Source organism: Niabella terrae (genome assembly GCF_054783135.1).
The window spans coordinates 375,977-392,222 of sequence record NZ_BAAGRD010000005.1; the positions used below are offsets into that span (position 1 = coordinate 375,977).

A 16,246-nucleotide genomic window follows, 5' to 3' on the forward strand; every position below is an offset into this window, starting at 1 on the left:
TAATATGTCTGCAGGTTTTTTGTTTTCTGTAGTAATCCTTTATTTTCTGCTTTTGCTTTTTGTCGCCTGGAGGACCAGTAAGGGAAGTAATAATGAATCATTTTTTATAGGTAACAGGAGCAGCAATTGGATGTTGGTCGCCTTTGGCATGATCGGCACCTCGCTGAGCGGTGTTACTTTTGTAAGTGTGCCGGGAGCGGTTGGCAGCGATGCTTGGGCCTACATGCAGATTACGCTGGGGTATATGATCGGTTACCTGATCATCGCTTTTGTCTTACTACCGCTTTATTATCGTTTAAAGTTAACGTCCATATATGGTTATCTGAAAACCCGGATGGGGATGTTGTCCTATAAGACGGGTGCCTGGTTTTTTATCATTAGCCGGCTGGTAGGTGCCACCGCCCGACTTTATCTGGTAGTGAATATCCTGCAGATAACCATTCTGGACAGTTTCGGGATCCCTTTTGGCGTTTCCACCCTGATTATTCTGGTAATGATCATCCTCTACACTTTCGAAGGCGGTGTGAAGACCATTGTTTGGACGGATACCCTGCAGACCACCGGGATGCTGGCGGGGTTGATTATCTGCACCATTTATTTGTTGCAGCATATGAATCTGAATATTACGGACAGTCTGGAAGCCATGCGTAGTGCTGGTCTGTCCCGAATTTTTCATTCGGATATAAATTCCAAATCGTATTTTATCAAACAGATACTGGCGGGGGCTTTTATTACATTGAGTATGACCGGCATTGATCAGGAAATGATGCAGAAAAGTATTTCGGTCAGCAAACTCAAAGATTCACAGAAGAATATGGTCTCCCTGGCGTTTATCATGGTTGTGGTAATCGGACTTTTCCTTTATCTGGGCGGGCTGCTTCATTTATATGCTGCACAGGAACAAATCACTGCCACAGGTGATGCGCTTTTCCCGGAAGTGGCGCTCAATCACATGCCGCCGGTGATATCTGTAATTTTCATCATCGCATTGATTTCTGCCTTGTTCCCCAGTGCCGATGGCGCTATGACGGCACTCACTTCTTCATTCTGTATTGATATTGCGGGGCTGAACCGTAGAACAGATATGGATGAGAAAGCCAAAAAAAGATTCCGTCAGCGGATACACCTGCTGGTGGCTTTTCTGTTTCTGTTGATGGTCATTCTTTTTCATAAAATCAATGACAACAGCATGATCGGGATTATTCTGAAATTGGCGGGTTACACCTATGGTCCGCTGCTTGGTTTATTTGCGTTTGGAATTTTTGTGAAGCGCAGACCGGTAGACCGGCTTGTACCGTATGTTTGTTTTATTGCGCCGATACTTTGTTTCCTGATTGACTGGAATCAGGAGCGGATTTTCGGTGCCTTTCAGATCGGACTGGAATTGATTATTATAAATGCCCTTTTAGCTTTTATCGGACTGTATTTTATTTCGAAACCGGTTTCCAGGGAAATGATGGAGCAGGATACCGTGCATTAGAGAGCTGATTCAATATGGAGCTGATAGCGGAACAACTCAATAGGTTTGCTGAACTGTACAGCAGTCCCCAGGATAAACTGCTGGAGGAAATTCAGACCTATACCTATAGCTCTCATGCCGAGCCACATATGCTTAGTGGTCATGTACAGGGCCGATTGCTGAGCATGATCAGTCATATGGTGCGCCCCCGGCGTATTTTGGAACTGGGAACTTTTACCGGCTTCAGTGCGCTCTGCCTGGCAGAAGGACTGTGTGATGATGGCGTGCTGCACACCATTGAGTACCGTGAGGAAACAGCCGCTGTAGCCCAGGGCTTTATTAATAAATCTGCGTATGCAGACAGGATTCAACAGCATATAGGCAATGCACTGGAAATTATACCGAAGCTACAGGAATCCTGGGATCTGGTATTTATTGATGCGGATAAACCCGGATACATCGCTTATATAGATTTGATACTGCCTGCTGTACGTAAAAATGGTTTTATACTGGCCGATAATATTTTTTTTCATGGGAAAGCGCTGGAGGAAAATCCTTCGGGCAAAAGTGCCAAAGCCATCGTGGCATTCAACCAGTATATTCAGCAACGCGATGATCTGGAAAAGCTTGTTCTTACCATCCGGGATGGTTTGTATGTTCTAAGGAAAAAATAAATAAGAGATGGGTTTTCGTCGATTGAGAATAATGTTATTTTGGGTACTGCTCCCCACAGTTTTTTGTAAGGCGCAGGTCAGTGAGGTAGTAACAGGGTATATCCAAACCTACCGTAGGATTGCTATTGAGGAAATGCGCCGTACCGGTGTCCCGGCAGCCATCAAGCTGGCACAGGGCATTCATGAGACCATGGCAGGCCAGAGCGTACTGGTGTTGAAGTCCAACAATCATTTCGGTATCAAATGCAAGGCAGGATATAGTGGCCCTTATGTATTGCATGACGACGACCGAAGAAACGAACGTTTTATGAAATATGAGGATCCTCAGGCTTCATACAGGGATCACTCGGATTTCTTAAGACGGGGCGCCCGTTATGCCTTTCTTTTTGATCTGGACCCGCTGGACTACAAAGCTTGGGCCTATGGGTTAAAGAAGGCAGGTTATGCGACCAACCCCCGTTATCCGCAATTGCTCATCAGGTTGATTGAAAAATACGATTTACAGCAATATACACTTATGGCGCTGGGTAAAATGGACCTGCCGGCTGACATGCCGTTCATGGCCATGGAGTCTGCGGCACCGGAACCATCCCGCTATCCCGAAGGCTTGTTCACCATTAATGGCAGTCGGGTAGTTTACGCCACCAGTGGAACGGAACTCAACAGCCTGGCAACGCAGTATCATACCCCTTTGGAATGGATTTACCGGTTTAATGATTTCAGTGATCCGGCCCCAAAACTTAAAAGCAATCAACTGGTTTTTCTACAATTAAAAAGAACGGTCGGACAGCAGGATTTTCATGAAGTGCAGGCGGGCGAGACCCTGGCCGCAATTGCACAGCAGGAAGGCATCAGACTGGAATCACTTTTACGATACAACAGGATGGGGGCTTACGACCGACCGGCACCAGGCAGCCGACTACACCTGAGAGAACCCGGAACAGGGGTGGCCGTCAATTAATCAAACTACAGACATGTCCAACAATATAAAAATACACGACAAGGTTTTTGAAGTTTACCTCAGTGAACTGCAATTGCAAAATCGTATCCGCGAACTGGCCGAAGCACTGAACCGGGATTATGCCGGTAAAAAAGTGGTGTTTCTGGCCATATTAAACGGGTCATTTATGTTTGCTGCCGATATGTTTAAAGAATTGAGGGTGGACAGCGAGCTTTGTTTTATTAAATTGGCTTCTTATAAGGGAATGAAATCCTCCGGGGCTGTAACCACCGCAATCGGCCTGGACATGGACCTGCACGACCGGCATGTAGTCGTATTGGAAGATATCATTGATACCGGGAAAACCCTGCATTATTTTCTGCCACAATTGGAACATCACCATCCAGCTTCTCTGAAAATCGTTACGCTCCTGCATAAATCAGAAATGACCAAATATCCGGTGCAGATAGATTATACGGGTTTTGTGATACCCGACAAATTTGTTGTAGGTTACGGATTGGATTATGACGGATTGGGGCGCAATTACAGAAATATATATCAATTGGCCGGTTAAGCGCCCGTTCCGGAGGCCTGTTCCGTAATGCGGTGTCAGGTAATCTGGATAGGTTCCGGAAGTAGGGTCTTGTCAAGTCCGGTTAGGAAATCCCCACAGACATACGGCAATTAGCTGGTACATTTGCAGATATTAATATATATCCATGACTTACGGGGAGACGATCGATTTTATGTATGCCAGGCTGCCGATGTTTGCCGCGGTTGGCAGTCCGGCATTTAAACCAGGATTTGAAAATATCAACCGGCTGTGCCACCTGCTGGATCATCCCGAACAAAAGGGTAAGTTTATTCATATTGCCGGTACGAACGGTAAAGGGTCGGTAAGTCATATGCTCGCTTCCGTACTCCAGACGGCGGGATATACAACCGGCCTGTATACGTCACCTCATTTAAAAGATTTTCGGGAACGAATTAAGATCAATGGATCGATGATTTCCGAAGCGGAAGTGGTTTCATTTATTGACAGAACCACACCTTTGATTGATCAGGTGCACCCCAGCTTTTTCGAAATTACCGTGGCGATGGCCTTTGATCATTTTGCGCGTCATGGCACTGATATCGCTGTTATTGAGACAGGATTGGGCGGCAGGCTGGACAGTACCAATATTATTCGGCCGGAACTGTCCGTAATTACCAATATCGGCTATGATCATATGCAGATACTGGGAAATACCCTCGCTGAGATAGCCGGTGAAAAAGCCGGAATCATCAAGGAGGGCGTTCCGGTCGTTATCGGAGAATACCATGAACAAACCGCCCTGGTATTTAAACAGCATGCAACTTCTAAATCCGCCCCACTAACCTTTGCGACCGATCATTTTTCTGTACAGTCCTGGCGTATGGAATCAACGTTGTTAAGCGTAGAGACGGCCGCCAGCCATCAGACAGATCATCAGCTGTATCAGCTGGATCTGACAGGTCAGTATCAAACCCGGAATCTGTTGACAGTTCTCGAGTCCGTCCGTCAATTGCGACTGGCAGGCTGGGATATTTCGCAGCAGTCACTGAGTAGGGGACTCAAACAGGCCCGACGGCTTACGGGTCTTTGGGGACGCTGGCAAAAAATACATCAGCATCCTGATATTATACTGGATGTGGCACATAACAGCGCCGGAATCACGCAGGTTTTGCGGCAGCTGGAACTGAGCAGCTACCATCAACTGCACATCATCCTGGGCATGGTAAAAGACAAGGATGTGGAAGCCGTGCTCCGTTTGCTGCCCCGGACCGCCCGCTATTATTTCACCAATGCAAGCCTGACCAGGGCGATGCCTGCGGCTGAATTACAGGCCACCGCGGGCGGGTTCGGGTTGGAAGGTACCAGTTATGCAAATGTGAATCAGGCCATTGCAGCAGCAAAAGCCCATGCGCATCCCGATGATCTGCTGCTGGTATGCGGCAGTGTGTTTTTAGTAGGAGAAGTGAACGGGTAACCTGATGAATGCTTCTGGATCATCCGATCAGCCGCATACGGTAAGCATTCATGGCTGTTTTACCCAGTTTTCTGATTAAGGTATAATTCGCTACCAGACCGACCGGGGCTCCGACGACCGGCAGTAACTGGGCCATCTTGGCCAGGTCCAGGTAGTCCCGGTATTCCTGTTGGAACCGGCGCCAGTCAAACCCGTGTATGTCCGGAGGGAGCGAAGCGGCAGTTTCGGACCACTGCGCCAGTTTCAAATAAATTTCTTTGCGATGACGGTCGCTGGAAAAAGCCAGTTCAAAAATATGCAACAGGTATACTCTTTCCTTATAATCATTGGTATCGAAACCATATGCGGCAGCAATTTCATACAGTAATTTCAGTTTAAGAGTCAGCAGGATCGGAAAATCTGCCAGTCCCAGAAAAAAACCTCCGGCTCCGGTAATGCCACCCTCCAGGGCTGCGGTACTTCTGTAAAATTTTATTTTTTCTTTTACGATCAATTCCCGTTCTGCGAGCCCGGCTTCCAGCAGGGGCGTGGCAGTAGTATACTGGGCACCGAACAGGACGCCCCGAACCAACTGTTTGATGAGGGTGGTAATCGCCCGGTGTATTTTCTCGGGAATGTATTGATTGATGCGGTCCTGGGTCTTCTTGGATATCCTCGACATCCATCCGGGAGACCTTTGCATCCGGATCTGCCATTTTCTAAGCTCGGAAGCCGCCATTTGTTCGTACAGGGTCATATTGCAGGGGTTCGAATGGTAATGCCCCGCTTCAGGGACGAAAAAACCGGCCGGAATATTATGCCGGCCGGTTACTAAGTTAGTAAATAATGGAGGTTTACCAGAACCTTACATAAATAGCGGATAATAACAACAGGGTTATTACAATCAGGATCATGGTCCTGGGATCCACCTTAAACATACTTTTGTCTATTGCAAATGCTTTGGGGTTGACTTTAGGACCGGCTAAACTGATACCTATCATTACGAGCACCGTGATTACGAAAGACCAGCCCATATTAATCAGGAAAGGTATTTCAGTTATCGTATGGACAACGCCTTTCTCCATTTTTTCATAAGTGAAGGCACTGTACATCCAGGTTTCGGTACCAAAGAGGTCGACAGCATAGCTGTTGAAAAATATGGCCAGCACAAAACCAAGAATTACGCCTACCAGTGCTGCGGTGCCCGTGGTACGTTTCCAGAACATACCCAGGAGGAACATGGCAAAGACCCCAGGACTGATATAACCGGTATATTTCTGAATAAAAGTGAATCCGCCTTCGCCACCAATACCCAGGGCATCACTCCAGGTGAATGCCAGGGCCACGAGCATCGCAATGATGATCGCCCATCGCCCGGTTCTGACCATTTGTATTTCTGACGCATCTTTTCGCAGATACTTCTTAAAAATATCCAGGGTATAGATTGTGGATATACTGTTGACCTTTCCGGCCAGTGAAGCCACGATTGCAGCAGTCAGGGCGGCGACTGCCAGCCCTTTCAGGCCTACCGGTAGAAAACCCAGTATTGCAGAATAAGCGCCATCCTTGACGCCGTTAAATCCGGGAAGCTGGTCGTTTTTAAACAATACATAGGCCGCAATACCTGGCAGCATCACGATGATTGGCATAAAGAGTTTCAAAAAGCCGGCGAATAAAATACCGGTACGGGCGGTTTTTAAATCGGCACCCAGGGCACGCTGGGTAATATACTGGTTACAACCCCAGTAATTCAGATTCACGATCCACTGACCCGCAAAGTACATGGCCAGACCCGGCAGTACAACATATTTCTGTACATCAAGGTTCTCAGGCATACTCAGTGTTGTGGCCCGAACGGTAGGTTTATCCAGCATTAGTTTGAAATGACCGGGTGCTTCATGGAGCAGGGCTTTAAAGCCCGCAATAGCACTTCCTGACACCGCACCATTGATCCGCTGGTCAACGATCTGAAGGGCCATAAATACAGTCGCAAATCCTCCGATGATGAGTACGGCCACCTGAATCACATCCGTGTAACCAATTACTTTCATACCTCCCAGACCAATCAGCAGTGCCATCACCAGAAGGGTGATCATAATGATATGCAAATAGCCACCGCCCAGCAGGGTATCGATAGCCAGGGCCCCCAGATATAAAATTGACGTGAGGTTGACGATAACATACAGGAAAAGCCAGAAAACGGCCATAATGAGCGAAACAGATTTGTTGTACCGCCTTTCCAGGAATTGCGGCATCGTGTAAATTTTGTTTTTCAGATAAATCGGAATGAACCAGACGGCAATCACGATCAGTGCCACAGCAGCAATCCATTCGTAGGCCGCCACAGCAACCCCCACAAAGAATCCTTCACCGCTCATACCAATAAACTGTTCCGCAGAGATATTGGACGCGATCAGCGAAGCACCGATCGCCCACCAGGTGAGCGAACCTTCCGCCAGAAAATAATCGTGAGAGGCCGAAACTGTTGCTTTTTTCTTGCGTAGATAGACCCAGTAGCCATAAGAAGCGACCAGGATGAAATACACAAAAAATACCACATAGTCCAGTGTGCCTAAATTATTCATATTGACAGCATTAAAATTTTTAATAAAAAAGAGTGCTAATATAGTTAAATAAATAATCGGTAAAATGAAATTTTATCAGGATTTGTTCAACTGGTAATACACATCACTCCAACGTAATTCGTTTTTGAATTGGTAAAGTTTGGTTTCAGCGCCAATCAATGTAAACTCGATACCTGCCATATCCGCAAAGTCTTCGAGGTGTTCTGCGGTCAGGTTCTGCGAATAGGCGGTATGATGGGCACCTCCTGCCAGGATCCAGGCGGCACAGCCGGTCTGCATATCGGGCAGCGGTTTCCAGAGCGCCCGGGCAACCGGTAGTTTCGGCAGGTCCTCCTGGGGGGCTACCGCTTCCACTTCATTGACCAGCAAACGGAATCGATTGCCCATATCCACCACAGAAGCGTTTAATGCCGGCCCGCCGGGAGCATTAAATACGAGACGTACGGGATCTTCCTTACCGCCGATCCCCAGCGGATGCAATTCCACACGGGGTTTTCCAGATGCGATACTGGGACAGATTTCCAGCATATGAGAACCCAGCACCATGGGCCCCGCCGGATCAAAATGATAGGTATAATCTTCCATAAAACTGTTGCCACCTTCCAGGCCGGTTCCCATGATTTTCAGGGCTCTCACCAGCGCGGCTGTCTTCCAGTCTCCTTCTCCGGCAAAACCATAACCGGCCGCCATCATTCTCTGGGTACCGATGCCAGGTAATTGCTTCATGCCGTATAAGTCTTCAAAAGTATCACTGTATCCCTTGTAGTTGCCGGCTTCCAGAAATTGCTTTAATCCCAGTTCAATCCGGGCAGCATCTACCAGTGACTGGTGCCGGGCGCCTCCGCTGACCAATTCCGGCGCCAGTGTATATAAAGTTTCGTATTCCTGGATCAGTTCAGCTACGGCGCTGTCACTGACTTCATTGATCACAGCAACCAGATCACCAATACCATAAGTATTGACACTGAATCCGAAACGGAGTTCTGCCTCTACCTTATCACCGTCGGTAACGGCGACAAAGCGCATATTATCTCCGAAGCGGACAAAACGGGCACCCTGCCAGTCATGCCAGCCTGCGGCCGCTCGGCTCCATACCGCGATACGACTGATCGCATTGGGGTCTTTCCAATGGCCTACCACGACTTTGCGTCTTTTGCGCATCCGGCTAACCATGAATCCGAACTCCCGATCTCCATGGGCCGATTGATTGGTATTCATAAAATCCATATCAATGGAAGTCCAGGGTATGTCCTGGTTGTATTGGGTGTGAAAATGTAACAGCGGTTTGTGCAGTATTTTTAAACCGTTGATCCACATTTTAGCGGGAGAAAATGTGTGCATCCAGGTAATGACACCGATACAGTTTGCATCATGATTGGCAGCCGCACAGAAAGCATATATTTCTTCTGTCGATTTCAAGGTTCCCTTATAGACCACACGCACCGGAATCTCCTGCTGGTCATTTATATAGCCGGCGATTTCCCGGGAGTGCTGATCCACTTCAATCAGGGTTTCTTCCCCGTAGAGGTTCTGACTTCCCGTGGCAAACCACAGTTCTAGTGTTTTTAAATCCTGTATCATTTTTATTTTCTGATTTTAATTTGTTATGCTTAAACGTGGCTGTGACTGATGAAACCTGTTGATCCATATCCCAGTTTGATCACTGCGTAACTGCGCTTCCGGCTTTAATAAAATCCGTGCGCGGTGGCGTTCAGGGTGTGGGGAGGGGTGCTGTAGTTTCATTATCGGACTATCAGGACATCAATGTCAGGACTGCCCATAATAGCTGTCCGGTCCGTGTTTGCGTTCATAATGTTTATTGATCAGGGCGGTTTTTAGCCGGGGAGCCGCCGGATTGACCAGTTCGGTGATAAAGGCCATTTTGGCTACCTGCTCCAGAACCGCACTGTTATGCACCGCCTTGGCGGCATTTTTACCCCAGGTAAAAGGCGCATGGTTACCGACCAACACCATTTCTACTTCTTTATAATCGAGTTTTTTATCTCTGAAGCAGTTCATTATCTGAAATCCCGTTTCGTACTCGTAATTACCCTGGATCATTTTATCATCCATGGGTGGCGCGCAGGGGATGTCAACCGTATTGTAATCGGCATGGGTGGTTCCGAAGATGGGGATGTCCCGTTGGGACTGTGCCCATGCCGTGCCATAGGTAGAGTGGGTGTGGACAATACCACCAATGGCTTCCCAGTGTTTGTAGAGCACCGCATGGGTTTTGGTATCTGAGGACGGGTTCAGGGAACCTTCTACTGTCCGGCCTTCAAAATCTACTATTACCATCTTATCTACAGAGAGTTCCGAATAAGCCACACCGCTCGGTTTAATGGCGAATACGCCTTTATCGCGGTCGGCCTGGCTGACATTTCCGAATGTAAACAAGACCAGGTTCAGTGCGGGTAACTGCATATTGGCTTCGTAAGCTGCTTCCCGGATATATTTATAGTTCATACCGATATATATATACTTAATTCAACGGAGCCCCCGGCTCCTTTATTTCTCTTGCTCGATATAGGCCCCCAAGGCTTCATATCTTTTCATTCGCGCATCGTAGTAGGCCTTGTATTCCTTTCTGGGATGGTATTCCATATCAAATCCCTGACCCATGGCCTGCATGGCGGATTCCACTTCAGGGTAAATGCCGGCGGCTGTGGCAGCGAACATCGCAGCTCCAGACGCGCAGGTTTGTTCTGATTGGTGGATTTTAATCGGCATATTCATCACATCTGCCATGACCTGCATGATATACGCGGATTTCCGGGCAACACCACCAACGCCAATCAGGCCTCGGACAGGTACGCCCTCATTGTTAAAGCGGTCCACAATCGCTCGCGCTCCGAAACAACTGGCTTCCACCAGCGCTTTGAAAACCGAAGGTGCATCGCTACCCAGATACAGTCCGGAAATGGCGGCTTTGAGCGATTGGTTGGCATCTGGGGTACGCCGTCCGTTCAGCCAGTCCAAGGCCAATTCATCACTATCCCGCAGGGGGAGTGCCGATGCTGCCGCTGACAGTTCTTTAATCAGGGAGGCTTCTATTTCCTGGCGTTGGCTTTGGTCAGCCAGGTACTGTAGTGGCCAGGAAATGAGTTTCTTAAACCAGGCATAAATATCACCGAAGGCACTTTGTCCTGCTTCCAGCCCCATCATGGAGGGGATCACGGAACCGGGAACCTGACCGCAGATACCTTTTACCAATGTGTCACCAAATGCATCCAGTGGCGCCACCAGCATATCACAGGTAGATGTGCCCATGACTTTACTCAGATAATAAGGTTCAATCTGACCGCCTACGGCACCCATATGCGCATCCATGGCACCTATGCCTACGATGACCTGTTCAGATAGCCCCAGTTTTTCGGCCCACTCCCTGCTGAGCGTACCGGCAGGCTGGTCGGCCGTATAGGTTTCTTTGGGGAGTTTATCAGTAAAACCATCCAATAACGGATCCAGGGAAGCAAAAAAATCATTGGGGGGAAACCCGCCAAAGGCTGCTGACCAGAGTCCCTTATGGCCCGAAGCACAGACGCCCCGTTTCAGCTGCCGGACATCATTGCCGCCAGTCAGCAAAAAGGGAATCCAGTCGCAATGTTCCACCCAGCTGGCGGTTGCCGTTCGAACCTGTTCGTCTGCCCGAAATATATGCAGGAGTTTAGCCCAGAACCATTCGCTCGAATAAATTCCGCCTACATATTGCAGATAATTCGTTTCAAATTTGGTCGCGTGGCGGTTGATGGCTTCTGCTTCAGCAATAGAACTATGGTCTTTCCACAGGACAAACATCGCATTGGGATTGGACGCGAAAGCCGGGTCCAGTGCCAGCGGCATCCCCCGGGCATCCACGGCAACCGGCGTAGAGCCGGTTGTATCCACCGAAATGCCCCTGACAGCGGCGCTAACGGCCGGTCCGGCTTTTCGGATACATTCTGTGATGGTATGTGTAAGTCCCTCGATATAATCCAGTGGATGCTGGCGGAATTGATTGTTTTCAGCATCACAATATAAACCGTCCCTCCAGCGGGGGTAAGCAAATACAGAAGACGCCATCTCCGCGCCGTTACGGGTATCGAGAATCACCGATCTAACAGAATCGGATCCATAGTCTACTCCAATTACATATGCGTCCTGAGTCATGGCAGCAAATTTATCTGGCTAAATTAAGAAAAAAAGATTAATAATTGTATTTATTACAATTATCTTATGATATGGGGTTTGACACCTTCACGGGTGATGCGGACCGGCCGGATCAGACCCTGACTATCAAATTCCATCTTATCGATGCAGACAACCCGGTAATTCCCATCGGTTTCGCCCCGGGGGCGGCGGTGATAGACGATATAACAGGCGTCACTGCCGGGGGGGCAGACGACCGAATGATGACCCGCTCCGGTTGCGATCTCTGGGTTCTGTTTGAGGATCGTACCTATTCGCTTGAAAGGGCCCAGGGGAGAATCGGCAATGGCATAAGCCACGCTGTAATCCGGCCCTGTCCAGCCGCCTTCTGACCACATAAAGTAATATTTATCATTGTGGATAAACATGAAAGGACCCTCCACATATTTTTCTGGCGTGATTTCTTTGAACAGGCTGCCATCTTCAAAAGGGAGGAATCCGGTGAAATCCGCGTTCAGTTTGGCGACATTGCAATGTTTCCAGCCACCATAATATATATAGTACTGTCCATCCCGGTCCTGGAATACAAATTGGTCAATCGGCTGGGCGCCGTTGTAAAATTTATCAATCAGGGGCTTACCCAGGTAATCCCGGTAGGGCCCTTGTGGCTGATCTGCCACTGCAACACCGATACCGCCCGGCTGGTCGTCGGACTGAATGTCGTTACCTGCAAAGAAAAGAAAGTATTTCTGGTCTTTTTTTACGATTGCCGGCGCCCACATAGCCTGCCAGATCCAGGGCACAGCAGCCGTATCTATAATTTTTTCATGTTTTTTCCAATGTACCAGGTCAGTAGAAGAAAAGGCATCCAGAAAGACCTGTTGGCGGTAGGGAGCGGAATAGGTAGGAAAGATCCAGTAAGTTTTGTTAAAAACGGCGACTTCGGGATCCGCATACCACCCGGGAAATAAGGGGTTACCGGATGTGGCTTTCTGGGCACTGAGGGCAAGGCTCAGGGTGCAGGTCCAGACCAGAAACATGAGTTTTTGCATGAATTTTAGATTTAAACGCCCCAAGATAAAAAATTAATGGAAAACCGAGGTTTTATCCGCTGCGTCTCCGACTGGTATCAATTTTGTACCCTTAGCCTTAAAGGAGCGACTATGAAAGCAATTTGGACGGGTGCCATAGGATTTGGGCTGGTAAATATTCCGGTTAAAATGTATACAGCGACCGAAGAAAGTAGTCTGGATCTCGATATGCTCGACAAGAAAGACCTGAGCAATATTAAGTTCAAAAGAGTAAATGAAAAAACGGGTAAAGAGGTCGCCTGGGCGAATATTGTCAAAGGATTTAATATAAATGATAAATATGTTGTCCTCACGGATGAAGATTTTCAGAAAGCCTACCCCGAAAAGTCCAAATTATTGAATGTGGATTCATTTGTCGGAATGGACCAGATTGATTCGGTGTATTTTGAGGCGCCTTACTTTCTGGAACCACAGAAAGACGGCCAAACGGCTTATGTCCTGCTTGCGGAAGCCCTGCAAAAGACCGGAATGGCAGGGCTGGGGACCTTTATTTTACGGAACCGGGAAGTGCTGGGTATCATCAGGGCTTATGAGAAAAATCTACTTATCTTTCAACGACTTCGTTTTGCCCATGAAATCCGCAGTAGTACCGACATTGAGGTTACCGGCAAGAAATCGAAACCGGACGCCCTGAAAATGGCCGTGTCTTTGATCAAACAACTCTCCGGAGATTTTGATATTGCGGCTTATAAGGATACCTACACTGAAAAGCTGATGAAAATTATCAAAAGCAAGGCCAAGGGTAAGAAAACCAAAGCAGCGCCTTTAAGAGTCGCCCATGTAAAATCACGTGACCTGATGGCACAACTCAAAGCCAGTCTGGGTTCGAAAAAGAAAGCCTCTTAGGGGCAACGGACGCTTGCTGCTGTTCCTTCCGTTAAAAGTCCAGGGTCCGCCGATGGGGCTTCTGATTTCCGGCTGGGAATATCCCCTTTGGCTCAAATCGGTAAATGGTGGTATCTTTGCGCACTTTTAAGCAGCGAAGATGAAATTCCATGACGAAATAATGCGCCGGCGCAGTTTTGCGATCATCAGTCACCCGGATGCAGGTAAAACGACACTTACTGAAAAATTTCTGCTTTTCGGGGGCGCGATCCAGGTCGCCGGTGCCGTAAAAAGCAATAAGATCAAGAAATCGGCCACTTCGGATTTCATGGAAATTGAGCGGCAGCGCGGTATATCTGTGGCCACCTCCGTTATGAGCTTTGAATACAATGGAATCCTGATCAACCTGCTGGATACACCGGGTCACCGTGATTTTGCCGAGGATACTTACCGTACACTTACCGCTGTGGATAGTGTGATATTGGTAGTTGACAGTGTCAATGGAGTGGAGGACCAGACCCGCAGACTGATGGAAGTCTGCCGGATGCGGGATACGCCGGTAATCGTATTTATTAATAAAATGGACCGGGATGGTAAAAACCGGTTTGATTTGCTCGAAGAAATTGAGAAAGAGCTGAATATTCAGTTACACCCGATGACCTGGCCGATTAACAGCGGCAGGGAGTTTAAGGGTGTCTACAATATCCATGACAGGAACCTGCGCCTTTTTACGGCCAATACAAAGTCAGAAGATGAAGCTCTGATCAGTATCGAAGACCTCGATAATCCGGAACTGGAACAAAAGATTGGTAAAGCTGATGCGGAAACGCTTAGAGAAGATATTGAACTGGTTGACGGCGTAAACGGTCCCCTGAACACTGAAGACTATCTGAAGGCCCGGGTATCGCCCGTATTCTTTGGCAGCGCTATCAATAATTTTGGCGTAAAGGAAATGCTGGATACCTTTATCAGGATTGCGCCCGCACCTCAAAGCCGGGAGACAACGGTTCGCAAAGTTGATGTGGAAGAGGCCAAACTCAGTGGCTTTATTTTTAAGATACATGCCAATCTGGACCCCAAGCACCGGGACCGGATTGCCTTTTTACGGGTTTGTAGCGGCCGGTTTGAAAGAAACAAGTATTTCCATCACGTCCGATTGGGAAAAGATTTGCGATTCAGCAATCCCTACAGTTTTTTGGCCCGGGATAAAAGCATTATAGAAAATGCGTTTGCCGGTGATGTCGTTGGTCTGTATGATTCAGGAAATTTCAAGATAGGCGATACCCTCACGGAAGGGGAAGATTTTTATTTTACAGGTATTCCTTCTTTCTCCCCTGAAATTTTCAAGGAAGTAATTAATAAGGACCCGATGAAGACCAAGCAGCTGGAAAAAGGGCTGCTGCAACTCACTGACGAAGGAGTTGCCCAGCTGTTTACCCAGTTCGGGGGCACCAAGAAAATAATCGGTTGTGTCGGTGAACTGCAGTTCGAAGTCATCCAGTATCGTCTACTCCATGAATATGGGGCCAGCGTTGAATTTCGGGCCCTGCCTTTTTATAAAGCAGTCTGGCTGACCAGTACCGATCCCGGTAAACTACATGATTTCGTGCGGTTCAAACAGGCCAATACCGGCTTGGATAAGGATGGCCATGATGTCTATCTGGCCCAGAGTGAGTGGTTCCTGAACACCGAGATCAGCAATAATCCTGAGATCAGTTTTCATTTTACCAGCGAAATACATAAAGCCGACAAAAGCTAACCGTACCAGTACCGGCCATTGCACCGGCCGGCCTTTCTCCGAATTTTCATATGGAGCCATGAATACGGATTCGTTATTGCCCATCTAACTGCGGGCGGTAGCGCTGTCCTTTGCGTTATTCTTAACATATTTCCACTATTTTGGCATGGCTATTGAACGTTAGTTAATATACGGGCTTCGGCCCTTTGTTTCAAAAGACTAAATTCTACATATATGAATAAGGATCAGGCGGATAAACCGGAGGAAAGGACCGAGGATATCTGGGACAAAACCAGCAAAAAATTAGCCGATCTCAATGAGAAAGCCGGCGATGTGCTGGAAAAAGCGAAGGACAAGGCCGGTGATATCTGGGAAAAGACAAAAGATAAAGCCGAAGATGCCTGGGATGCTACCCGTGAAAAAGCCAGAGATATGCAATCTTCCATTCAGGAAAAATTTGAGGACGCAAAAGAAACACTTAAAGATGATAAGGTGGATGTTGCGCCCAAAGAGACTGAAGAGCGGCGCATGTCCGGAGATGCTTAGTTTAGCTGAACCGGTGCGTGATTGCATTGAAATAAGACGTATGACTCGATGAAAATAAGGCTAACCAAGGTCAACTACCAGACTCCGATCCGTTTCGGGGTCTTTTTTTTGTAGAAGAACGGGGTACAAAGGGGCGTTACGTTTTCAGGCCTGGCAATGGGGGAAGCTGATTACCAATAGATAAAAAAGACCCATTGTCACCATCCGGTTTTGGCGGGTTACTGATAAAGTGCGCTGATGACCGGCTTGGCATAAATCTTGGATAAAGCTAG

Annotated in this window: 14 protein-coding genes; 8 read left to right on the forward strand and 6 right to left on the reverse strand. The window is 47.9% G+C overall.

The features are described 5' to 3' along the window. The first annotated feature begins 4 nt into the window (after positions 1-4). The 5 genes from ACYVI9_RS07535 (at position 5) to ACYVI9_RS07555 (ending at position 5,082) form a co-directional block, all read left to right on the forward strand. The gene (locus ACYVI9_RS07535; protein ID WP_460762790.1) at positions 5-1,480 is read left to right on the forward strand and encodes a sodium:solute symporter; all 1,476 of its coding nucleotides are present in this window, start codon (positions 5-7) and stop codon (positions 1,478-1,480) included. 14 nt (positions 1,481-1,494) lie between these two features. After that, a complete protein-coding gene (locus ACYVI9_RS07540) occupies positions 1,495-2,133 on the forward strand; it encodes an O-methyltransferase (protein ID WP_460762792.1) in 639 nt (212 codons plus the stop codon). A gap of 31 nt (positions 2,134-2,164) precedes the next feature. Then, positions 2,165-3,094, forward strand: a complete 930-nt coding sequence (locus tag ACYVI9_RS07545) for a glucosaminidase domain-containing protein (protein ID WP_460762795.1) — start codon at positions 2,165-2,167, stop codon at positions 3,092-3,094. Positions 3,095-3,107: 13 nt separating this feature from the next. Beyond that, positions 3,108-3,647 (forward strand): hypoxanthine phosphoribosyltransferase, encoded by a 540-nt coding sequence (gene hpt / locus ACYVI9_RS07550; RefSeq protein WP_460762798.1) that lies wholly within the window; start codon positions 3,108-3,110, stop codon positions 3,645-3,647. Between the two features lie 145 nt (positions 3,648-3,792). Continuing rightward, complete coding sequence (locus tag ACYVI9_RS07555) at positions 3,793-5,082, forward strand: bifunctional folylpolyglutamate synthase/dihydrofolate synthase (RefSeq protein WP_460762800.1); 1,290 nt, start codon at positions 3,793-3,795, stop codon at positions 5,080-5,082. Positions 5,083-5,101: 19 nt separating this feature from the next. Here ACYVI9_RS07555 and ACYVI9_RS07560 read toward each other — a convergent pair whose 3' ends face one another. The 6 genes from ACYVI9_RS07560 to ACYVI9_RS07585 all read right to left on the reverse strand — a co-directional run bounded on the left by ACYVI9_RS07560 (position 5,102) and on the right by ACYVI9_RS07585 (position 12,826). Then, positions 5,102-5,818: an EcsC family protein gene (locus tag ACYVI9_RS07560; protein WP_460762803.1), complete on the reverse strand. Its 717-nt coding sequence runs from the start codon at positions 5,816-5,818 to the stop codon at positions 5,102-5,104. A 97-nt stretch (positions 5,819-5,915) separates the two neighbouring features. Then, on the reverse strand, positions 5,916-7,646 hold the full coding sequence (locus ACYVI9_RS07565) for a sodium:solute symporter family transporter (RefSeq protein WP_460762806.1): 1,731 nt from the start codon (positions 7,644-7,646) through the stop codon (positions 5,916-5,918). A gap of 75 nt (positions 7,647-7,721) precedes the next feature. After that, positions 7,722-9,227: an L-arabinose isomerase gene (gene araA, locus ACYVI9_RS07570; protein WP_460762809.1), complete on the reverse strand. Its 1,506-nt coding sequence runs from the start codon at positions 9,225-9,227 to the stop codon at positions 7,722-7,724. A 186-nt stretch (positions 9,228-9,413) separates the two neighbouring features. Next, the gene (locus ACYVI9_RS07575) at positions 9,414-10,112 is read right to left on the reverse strand and encodes an L-ribulose-5-phosphate 4-epimerase (protein WP_460762811.1); all 699 of its coding nucleotides are present in this window, start codon (positions 10,110-10,112) and stop codon (positions 9,414-9,416) included. A 42-nt stretch (positions 10,113-10,154) separates the two neighbouring features. Continuing rightward, a complete protein-coding gene (locus tag ACYVI9_RS07580) occupies positions 10,155-11,795 on the reverse strand; it encodes a ribulokinase (protein WP_460762814.1) in 1,641 nt (546 codons plus the stop codon). Between the two features lie 59 nt (positions 11,796-11,854). Next, complete coding sequence (locus ACYVI9_RS07585; protein ID WP_460762816.1) at positions 11,855-12,826, reverse strand: glycoside hydrolase family 43 protein; 972 nt, start codon at positions 12,824-12,826, stop codon at positions 11,855-11,857. A 111-nt stretch (positions 12,827-12,937) separates the two neighbouring features. On the opposite strand from ACYVI9_RS07585, the gene ku reads away from it, so the two are divergent. The 3 genes from ku (at position 12,938) to ACYVI9_RS07600 (ending at position 15,974) form a co-directional block, all read left to right on the forward strand. Next, entirely contained in the window at positions 12,938-13,711 is a 774-nt protein-coding gene (gene ku / locus ACYVI9_RS07590; protein WP_460762819.1) for a non-homologous end joining protein Ku, read from the forward strand. A gap of 139 nt (positions 13,712-13,850) precedes the next feature. Further along, on the forward strand, positions 13,851-15,449 hold the full coding sequence (locus tag ACYVI9_RS07595) for a peptide chain release factor 3 (protein WP_460762823.1): 1,599 nt from the start codon (positions 13,851-13,853) through the stop codon (positions 15,447-15,449). Positions 15,450-15,662: 213 nt separating this feature from the next. After that, the gene (locus tag ACYVI9_RS07600; RefSeq protein WP_460762826.1) at positions 15,663-15,974 is read left to right on the forward strand and encodes a hypothetical protein; all 312 of its coding nucleotides are present in this window, start codon (positions 15,663-15,665) and stop codon (positions 15,972-15,974) included. The last annotated feature ends 272 nt before the right edge of the window (positions 15,975-16,246 follow it).

Bases quoted from the DNA above. Each gene is read 5' to 3' on its own strand.
- ACYVI9_RS07565 (WP_460762806.1), bottom strand. From the start codon at position 7,646: ATGAATAATTTAGGCACACTGGACTATGTGGTATTTTTTGTGTATTTC.
- ACYVI9_RS07545 (WP_460762795.1), top strand. From the start codon at position 2,165: ATGTTATTTTGGGTACTGCTCCCCACAGTTTTTTGTAAGGCGCAGGTC.
- araA (WP_460762809.1), bottom strand. From the start codon at position 9,227: ATGATACAGGATTTAAAAACACTAGAACTGTGGTTTGCCACGGGAAGT.
- ku (WP_460762819.1), top strand. From the start codon at position 12,938: ATGAAAGCAATTTGGACGGGTGCCATAGGATTTGGGCTGGTAAATATT.
- ACYVI9_RS07595 (WP_460762823.1), top strand. From the start codon at position 13,851: ATGAAATTCCATGACGAAATAATGCGCCGGCGCAGTTTTGCGATCATC.
- ACYVI9_RS07580 (WP_460762814.1), bottom strand. From the start codon at position 11,795: ATGACTCAGGACGCATATGTAATTGGAGTAGACTATGGATCCGATTCT.
- ACYVI9_RS07560 (WP_460762803.1), bottom strand. From the start codon at position 5,818: ATGACCCTGTACGAACAAATGGCGGCTTCCGAGCTTAGAAAATGGCAG.
- ACYVI9_RS07600 (WP_460762826.1), top strand. From the start codon at position 15,663: ATGAATAAGGATCAGGCGGATAAACCGGAGGAAAGGACCGAGGATATC.
- ACYVI9_RS07585 (WP_460762816.1), bottom strand. From the start codon at position 12,826: ATGCAAAAACTCATGTTTCTGGTCTGGACCTGCACCCTGAGCCTTGCC.
- ACYVI9_RS07575 (WP_460762811.1), bottom strand. From the start codon at position 10,112: ATGAACTATAAATATATCCGGGAAGCAGCTTACGAAGCCAATATGCAG.
- hpt (WP_460762798.1), top strand. From the start codon at position 3,108: ATGTCCAACAATATAAAAATACACGACAAGGTTTTTGAAGTTTACCTC.
- ACYVI9_RS07540 (WP_460762792.1), top strand. From the start codon at position 1,495: ATGGAGCTGATAGCGGAACAACTCAATAGGTTTGCTGAACTGTACAGC.
- ACYVI9_RS07555 (WP_460762800.1), top strand. From the start codon at position 3,793: ATGACTTACGGGGAGACGATCGATTTTATGTATGCCAGGCTGCCGATG.
- ACYVI9_RS07535 (WP_460762790.1), top strand. From the start codon at position 5: ATGTCTGCAGGTTTTTTGTTTTCTGTAGTAATCCTTTATTTTCTGCTT.